At 76.7% G+C, this 6,172-nt stretch carries 5 protein-coding genes and 1 riboswitch; of the genes, 2 read left to right on the top strand and 3 right to left on the bottom strand.

The annotated features are described in order from the left end of the window. Window positions 1–381: 381 nt before the first annotated feature. Window positions 382–478, top strand: a riboswitch (SAM riboswitch). 5 nt (window positions 479–483) lie between these two features. Then, entirely contained in the window at window positions 484–1,551 is a 1,068-nt protein-coding gene (locus tag FA014_RS17155) for a methylenetetrahydrofolate reductase (RefSeq protein ID WP_230323317.1), read from the top strand. An 8-nt stretch (window positions 1,552–1,559) separates the two neighbouring features. Beyond that, a complete protein-coding gene (gene metE / locus FA014_RS17150) occupies window positions 1,560–3,908 on the top strand; it encodes a 5-methyltetrahydropteroyltriglutamate--homocysteine S-methyltransferase (RefSeq protein WP_154730852.1) in 2,349 nt (782 codons plus the stop codon). Window positions 3,909–3,992: 84 nt separating this feature from the next. Here the strand turns inward: metE and FA014_RS17145 are convergent, their stop codons facing one another. The 3 genes from FA014_RS17145 to FA014_RS17135 form a co-directional block, all read right to left on the bottom strand. Further along, window positions 3,993–4,451, bottom strand: coding sequence for an Hsp20/alpha crystallin family protein (locus FA014_RS17145; RefSeq protein ID WP_154730851.1), 459 nt, complete (start codon window positions 4,449–4,451; stop codon window positions 3,993–3,995). Window positions 4,452–4,613: 162 nt separating this feature from the next. Further along, complete coding sequence (locus FA014_RS17140; protein WP_154730850.1) at window positions 4,614–5,057, bottom strand: (deoxy)nucleoside triphosphate pyrophosphohydrolase; 444 nt, start codon at window positions 5,055–5,057, stop codon at window positions 4,614–4,616. 117 nt (window positions 5,058–5,174) lie between these two features. After that, window positions 5,175–6,172, bottom strand: a 998-nt coding sequence (locus FA014_RS17135) for a YeiH family protein (protein ID WP_154730849.1), incomplete at its 5' end; no start/stop codon positions are given.

Genomic DNA, 6,172 nt, shown 5'->3' with positions numbered 1-6,172 from the left:
GGCGCCGCGGGCGGCACCGAGCGCCACGGCGGTGGCGAGCAGGCCGGCGCCGCCACCGCGCAGCAGCGCGCGGCGGGACGAGCGGGCCGGGACCGGGTCCGGCGTGGACGTCGGGTCGGGCGTGACGGTGTCGTCGGGGGTGGTGCGCATGCGAGGACCTCCAGGACGAGTCGGTGCGGACCGTCCGTGGGAGGTGCCGGGGGGCGTGCGGTGGTGCGGGTGGCGGAGCGCCCGGGGCCGGGCGGCCGCGGCCTCGCGCCGGTGGGCGCCCGCGGCCCGCCGAACGTAGGGCCGGCCCGGAGAGGGTGTCAACGGCCAGGCCGCGGTCGATGACGCGTCAGGGGCAGTGGACGGCGGGCCCGCCGCGTCCTACTGTGGCCGAACCCATCCAGAGCGACCGAGAGACCTGGCTCGTCGACGTCGCAGCAACCCCCCTCCTCACCGAGGGTGCGGGTGCTTCCGCCAGGACCGATGGAGCTGACGATGACCAGTCACGACGTACCCGCGCACCTGGCGGGCGCCGCCGTGCCCGACGGCCTCGGGGCCGTGGACCGCCCCACCGTGTCGTTCGAGCTGTTCCCGCCCCGGAACCCGGACGCCGCGCCGCGGCTGTGGGCGACCGTGCAGCAGCTCGCCTCGGCCCGCCCGGACTTCGTGTCGGTCACCTACGGCGCCTCCGGCAGCACGCGCACGACCACCCGCCAGCTGGTGCGGCGGCTGCTGCGCGAGACCTCGCTGACCCCGATCGCGCACCTGACCTGCGTGGCGAGCTCCCGCGAGGACCTCGCCGCGACGGTCGAGGAGTTCCTGGACGAGGGCGTGCGGTCATTCCTGGCGCTGCGGGGCGACGCGCCCGCCGACCGCTCGTGGGAGCCGCACCCCGAGGGGCTGCCGACCGCGAGCGCCCTGGTCGAGCTGCTCCGCGACGTCGAGCGCCGCCGCTGCGCGAGCAGCCCCGCGCAGGCGGTGCGCGCGGCCACCCGCCCGCTGTCCGTCGCGGTCGCCGCCTTCCCGCGCGGCAACGCCGGCGCGGGCAGCACCCGGGAGCAGGACGTGGCGGCCCTGCTCGCCAAGCAGCAGGCGGGCGCGGACTTCGCGATCACGCAGGTGTTCTACGACGCGGGCTCGTACCTCGAGCTCGTGGCCCTCGCCCGGGACGCCGGCGTCACCATCCCGATCCTGCCGGGCATCATCCCCACCACCGACCCGGCCCGGCTCCGCCGCGTGCAGCAGCTGACCGGCGTGCCCGTGCCCGAGCGGCTGCTCGCCCGGCTCGACTCCTTCGACCCCGACGACCCGGCGGACCTGGCGGCCCGGCACCGCCTCGGCACCCGGCTCGGCGTCGACCTGGTGAACGCCGTGCTCGACGGCGGCGCCCCCGGGGTCCACCTGTACACGTTCAACGCGCACGGCCCGGCGCTCGACCTGCTCGACGGCGCGGGGCTCGGCGGCGACGCCCCCCGCGCGCACCTGCGGGTGCCGCCGCCCGAGCCCGCGGCGGCCGCACCCGCCGCCACCACGACCACCCCGACCCCTGTCCCCACCATCTGAGGCGAGAGATGACCGACCTGACCCACCCGTTCCCCGCCGGCACCGTCCTCGGCTACCCCCGCATCGGGCCGCGCCGCGAGCTGAAGAAGGCCCTGGAGGCCTTCTGGGCCGGGCGCGCGAGCGCCGAGGAGGTCGAGGCCACCGCCGCCGACCTGCGCCGCCGCACCCGCACCCGCCTGGCCGGGCTCGGCCTGGACACCCGGCTGCCCGCGATCCCCAGCGCCTTCTCGTTCTACGACCACGTGCTCGACGCCGCCACCGTGCTCGGCGCCGTGCCCGAGCGGTTCGCCGACCTGGTGCCCGCCGAGGGCGGGCTCGACCTGACCGGCTACTCGACGGTCGCCCGCGGCCGGGGCGACGACCTGCCGCTCGAGATGACCAAGTGGTTCGACTCGAACTACCACTACCTGGTGCCGGAGATCGGCCCGGCCACGCCGTTCCGGTACGCGAGCGACCGTCCTGTGCGCGAGCTCGCCGAGGGCCTGGCCGACGGCGTGCTCACCCGCCCGGTGCTGGTCGGCCCCGTGACGTTCCTGGCGCTCGCCAAGGCCGCCGAGGGCGCGCCGGAGGACTTCTCCCCGATCGACCGCCTCGCGGACGTGCTGCCGGTGTACGCCGAGCTGCTCCGCGACCTGGCGCGCGCCGGCGCCACCTGGGTGCAGCTGGACGAGCCCGCGCTGGTGTCCGACTCGACCGGCGTCCCGGCCGACCGGCTGCTCGCGGCGGCGGCGGAGGCCTACCGCGCCCTCGCCACCGACCTGCCGGCGACCGAGCGTCCGGCGATCCTGGTCGCGGCTCCGTACGGCGACCTGCGCGACGCCCTGCCCGTGCTCGCCGGCACGGACGTCGAGGGCCTGGCGATCGACCTGGTCCGCGGCGCGGTGCCGGCCGGGCCCGTCCCCGGCCTCGCGTCGAAGGTCCTGGTCGGCGGCGTGGTCGACGGCCACAACATCTGGCGCGCGGACCTCGACGCCGCGCTCGGGTCCCTCGAGTCGCTCGAGGGCCTCGGCGCCCGCCAGGTCGCCGTCGCCACGTCGACGTCGCTGTTCCACGTCCCGCACGACGTCGAGGACGAGCCGCAGCTCGACCCGACGCTGCGCTCGTGGCTGGCGTTCGCCGACCAGAAGGTGGCCGAGGTCGTCACCCTGGCGACCGGGCTGACCGAGGGCCGCGAGGCGGTGCACGCCGAGCTGCTCGCCGCCGCCGACGCGCGCCGGTCCCGGGCCGAGGCGCCGGGCGTGGTGCGGCCGGAGGTCCGGGAGCGGCTCGCCGGGCTGCCCGCGGACGCGTTCCGCCGCGGGGACTTCGCGGCCCGCCAGGTGGCGCAGGCCGAGCGGCTGCAGCTGCCGGTGCTCCCGACCACGACCATCGGCTCGTTCCCGCAGACCCCGGAGATCCGGGTGGCGCGGGCCGCGTTCGGCCGCGGCGAGCTCACGGCGGAGCAGTACGAGGACGAGATGAAGGCGGAGATCCGCCGCGTCGTCGAGCTGCAGGAGCAGATCGGCCTCGACGTGCTGGTGCACGGCGAGCCGGAGCGCAACGACATGGTGCAGTACTTCGCCGAGAACCTCGACGGGTTCGCGGTGACGGCCAACGGCTGGGTCCAGTCCTACGGCTCGCGGTGCACCCGCCCGTCGATCCTGTGGGGCGACGTGTCCCGGCCGGCACCGATCACGGTGCCGTGGACCACCTACACGCAGTCGCTGACCGCCAAGCCGGTCAAGGGCATGCTCACCGGCCCGGTCACGATCCTGGCCTGGTCGTTCGTGCGCGACGACCAGCCGCTCGCCGACACCGCGAACCAGGTCGCCCTCGCCCTCCGGGACGAGATCGCCGACCTCGAGGCCGCCGGGACCGCGATCGTGCAGGTCGACGAGCCCGCCCTGCGCGAGCTGCTGCCCCTGCGCGCCGACGACCACGACGCCTACCTGGACTGGTCGGTGCGGTCGTTCCGGCTCGCGACGGCGGGGGTGCGCCCGGACACCCAGATCCACACGCACCTGTGCTACTCGGAGTTCGGCGAGATCTTCGGCGCGATCGACGGCCTGGACGCGGACGTGACGTCCATCGAGGCCGCCCGGTCGAAGATGGAGATCCTCGGCGACATCGCCTCCGAGGGCTACCCCCGCGGGATCGGCCCCGGCGTGTACGACATCCACTCGCCGCGGGTGCCGAGCGAGGCCGAGGTGACCGAGCTGCTGACCGAGGCGGTCCGGGTCGTCGACCCGGCCCAGCTCTGGGTCAACCCCGACTGCGGCCTCAAGACCCGCCGGTACGCGGAGGTGACGCCGTCGCTCGAGCACGTCCTGGCGGCGACCCGCACCGTCCGCGCGTCGCTGGCGGTGCCGACGGCCTGACGCCCGGCCCGGCGCCCGGGCACGCGACCGCCCCGGTCCCCCGCGCGGGGGCCGGGGCGGTCGCCGTGGGGCCGCGTCGGGCGGTCAGGCGCTCGCACGCTCCTGGGGAGCGGCGTCGGCGCCCGCCTCGATGGTCGCCGGTGTCCCACCGGTGCTGACCTCGATGCGGCGCGGCTTGGCCTCCTCGGCCACCGGGATGGTCAGCGACAGCACGCCGTCGGTGTAGGACGCGGTGATGGCGTCCAGGTCGAGCCCGCGCCCGACGGTGAGCTGCCGGGCGTAGGTGCCGACCGGGCGCTCCTTGGCGAGCCACTGCACGCCGTCCTCCGTGCGCGCGGTGCGCTGCGCGCGGATCGTGAGCGTGCGGTCGTCGACGGCGACGTCGATCGAGCCGGGGTCCGCGCCCGGCAGGTCGACGTTCAGGACGTAGTGGTCGCCCGAGCGGAACAGGTCCATCGGCATCGTGGCCGAGGCGCGCTGCTGGCCGAGCACCTGGTTCATCAGCCGGTCCATCTCCTGGAACGGGTCGAATCGCGTAGCCACAGCCCGTCACCTCCTCGAAGCGTCACGGCGGTCCGGACGGTCCGGGACCGCTGCTGCCCCGGCGCTGCCGCGCCAGGAGGGCTACGAGAGATGTTCTAGCACTCTCCGGGTGTGAGTGCTAAGGGGCGGAGGGACCTGTTCGCCACCAGATGAACCCGCAGGTCAGACCGTGTGGGATCCGGTCCTCGCCTTGTCTGTCGCCGCCGCCAGCGCCGTGACGATGCGCACGTCCGCGTCCAGCCACGGCACCGTCAGCCACTGCCCGCGCGGGAGCCAGCGCAGCGCGTCGTGCTCGACCAGGGGGCGCGGCTCGCCCTCGGTGATCCGCGCCAGCCACAGCCGCATCACGTACCGGTCGGTCAGCCACCAGGCGCCGTCGTCGGGGCCGGCGAGCTCGCCGCCGAGCTCGACCTCGACCCCCAGCTCCTCCCGGATCTCGCGGTGCACCGCCGCCTCGGGCGCCTCCCCCGGCTCGACCTTGCCGCCGGGGAACTCCCACCGGCCCGCCAGGCTCACCGGCGCGCTGCGCCGCGCGGCGAGCAGCGCGCCCGGCGCGGCGAGGTCGTCCACCAGGGCAGCGGCGACGACGAGCACGGGAGGGGTCATGCCCCGCAGTTTCCCATCCCGGCCGCCGAGCACGCACGAGGTGCGGGGTTCCCGGCGCTCGAACCCCGCACCTCCTGCGGTCTCGGCAGGTGGCTCGCGTGGCAGGTGCTTCGCGGGTCAGCCGGCGGCGAGCAGGCCCGCGAGGCTCACGGTCATCGCGACCGCCGTCGCGGCGGCGCCCAGGGCGAGGGGCCGCGCCCCGGTGCGCACCAGCCGGCCGAGGTGGATCTGCGTGCCCAGCGCCGTCATCGCCGCGCCGAGCAGCAGGGTGGTCACCGGCTTGACCGCCGGCAGCACGGCGTCCGGCACCAGCCCGGCCGACCGCACGGCGACCGCCGCGACGAAGCCGACGACGAACAGCGGGACGAGCGGCGCCGCCCCCCGACCGGAGGCCGCCGCGACACCCGCGCCGTCCTCGGCGGCCGCGCGCGCCGCGGCCCGGCGCCGCACCAGCCCGACCCCCGCCACCAGCGGCGCCAGCAGCACCACCCGCGCGAGCTTCGTGACCACGGCGACCGACAGCGCCGCCGCCGACACCGTGCCCGCGGCGGCCACCACCTGCGCCACCTCGTGCACCGACATGCCCGCCCACAGCCCGGCGGTCCGGTCGGGCAGCCCGAGCGCGCCCGCCGCCAGCGGCACGGCCACCAGCGCCAGGGTGCCGTAGACCGTGACCAGGGCGACCGCGGTGGCGACCTCGTCCTCCTCGGCGTCGGCGACCGGGCTCATCGCGGCGACGGCCGCGGCGCCGCAGATCGAGAACCCGGTGGCGACCAGCAGCGTCAGCCGCCGCCCGACCCCCAGGCGCGGCCCGAGCCATGACGTCGCGGCGAACGTGGCCGCGACGGTCGCCACCAGCACGAGCGCCTCCCGGCCGCCCAGCCCCAGCAGGTCGCCGACCGACAGCTGCAGGCCGAGCAGCACCACGCCGGCGCGCAGCAGGCGGCGGCCGGTCCAGGCGAGGCCGGGCTCGAGGGCGGCCGGCAGCCACCCGGCGGACCGGGCGACGGCGCCGACGAGGATCGCGACCAGGAGCCCGGGCACCACCGGCACGGCCGACGTCAGGGCGAGGCAGGTCGCGCCGACCCCGAGCGCGGCGACCACCCCGGGCGCCT

It is taken from the genome of Cellulomonas hominis (assembly GCF_005239125.1).
GTDB lineage: Bacteria > Actinomycetota > Actinomycetes > Actinomycetales > Cellulomonadaceae > Cellulomonas > Cellulomonas hominis_A.
This window is presented reverse-complemented; position numbering and strand designations above follow the sequence as displayed.